The following is a 1,068-nucleotide window of genomic DNA, read 5'->3' as shown; positions in this document are numbered from 1 at the left end:
GATAAGCTTTAATAGCCTTTTAGCTAGTTATATTGGCAACTACTCATCTACATTTTTAATTCATGTTGTTGGATTAACTATTTTACTTTTAGTACTTCTTATAAAAAAATACAAACTTAGCTTTTCTAAAGACATTCCAATATTTTTGTATAGTGCAGGGATAATAGGAGTTTTTACAGTTTTATTCAACAATTTAAGTTTTAGTGCAATAGGTGCATCTTTAACAATATCCCTTGGTCTTCTTGGACAAACCCTTTCATCACTTCTTATAGATAGTTTTGGGCTAATGAAAATGAAAAAGGTTTCTTTCCAAAGGAAAAAAATCTTTGGATTATCTTTAATAATCTTAGGAATAGTTGTAATGGCTATTTATTAAAAGGAGGATTTATGATTTATTTTTACGTTTTATTAGCAATAATGGCTGGTGTATCAGTTGTTATATCAAGAATTTATAACTCAAGAATAGCAGAGAAAATAGGAACTTTCCAAGGAACATTTATAAATTATGCAACTGGATTAATATCAGCCTTCTTACTCTTTATAATAACTAAAGACTATGCAAATATTAATCTTGAATCCTATTCCAATATACCATTTTATGCATATCTAGGCGGAGGAATAGGAGTTTTGGTTGTTATTCTATCAAATTACACAACCCCAAAAGTATCATCATTTTATTTATCAATATTAGTTTTCTTAGGACAACTTTCTATTGGTATTTTAATAGATTACTACTCTTATAATACAGTTTCCATAGGAAAAATAATTGGAGGATTATTAATTTTATTAGGCTTATCTTATAATATTTTAATAGATAAAAATATTACTTCCGAAGATATTTTAATAGATGAAAAAATTTAGAATTATACTTTTAAAACAAAAAAGACTTAGCGTAATCTCGCTAAGTCTCTTTATTTATATAAACTCTAGTTTTGACCGAAGTATCTATCTAATAATCCCTTGAATGCTTGTCCGTGTCTAGCTTCATCTTTACACATTTCATGAACTGTGTCATGGATTGCATCTAAGTTTAATTCCTTAGCTAATGTAGCTAAATCTTTCTTACCT

2 protein-coding genes and 1 pseudogene are annotated in these 1,068 nt (G+C 27.4%); 2 read left to right on the top strand and 1 reads right to left on the bottom strand.

What is annotated here, in order from left to right; translation table 11 throughout:
• The first annotated feature begins 1 nt into the window (after position 1).
• A complete protein-coding gene (locus E6248_RS16310) occupies positions 2 to 376 on the top strand; it encodes a DMT family transporter (protein ID WP_316341812.1) in 375 nt (124 codons plus the stop codon).
• An 11-nt stretch (positions 377 to 387) separates the two neighbouring features.
• The gene (locus E6248_RS16305) at positions 388 to 861 is read left to right on the top strand and encodes a DMT family transporter (protein ID WP_316341811.1); all 474 of its coding nucleotides are present in this window, start codon (positions 388 to 390) and stop codon (positions 859 to 861) included.
• Positions 862 to 926: 65 nt separating this feature from the next.
• Here the strand turns inward: E6248_RS16305 and E6248_RS16300 are convergent.
• Positions 927 to 1,068, bottom strand: a pseudogene (locus E6248_RS16300) (NADH peroxidase); the annotation flags it as partial.

Origin of the sequence: Clostridium sp., assembly GCF_032552055.1 — a bacterium.
In the GTDB taxonomy this organism is placed as follows: Bacteria; Bacillota; Clostridia; order Clostridiales; family Clostridiaceae; genus Clostridium.
Note: the sequence above shows the minus strand (reverse complement) of the source record. Positions and strands in the feature narration are given on the sequence as shown.

What these genes read in the sequence shown, in the direction of transcription:
- E6248_RS16305 (WP_316341811.1), top strand. Translation starts at nt 388, where the DNA reads ATGATTTATTTTTACGTTTTATTAGCAATAATGGCTGGTGTATCAGTT.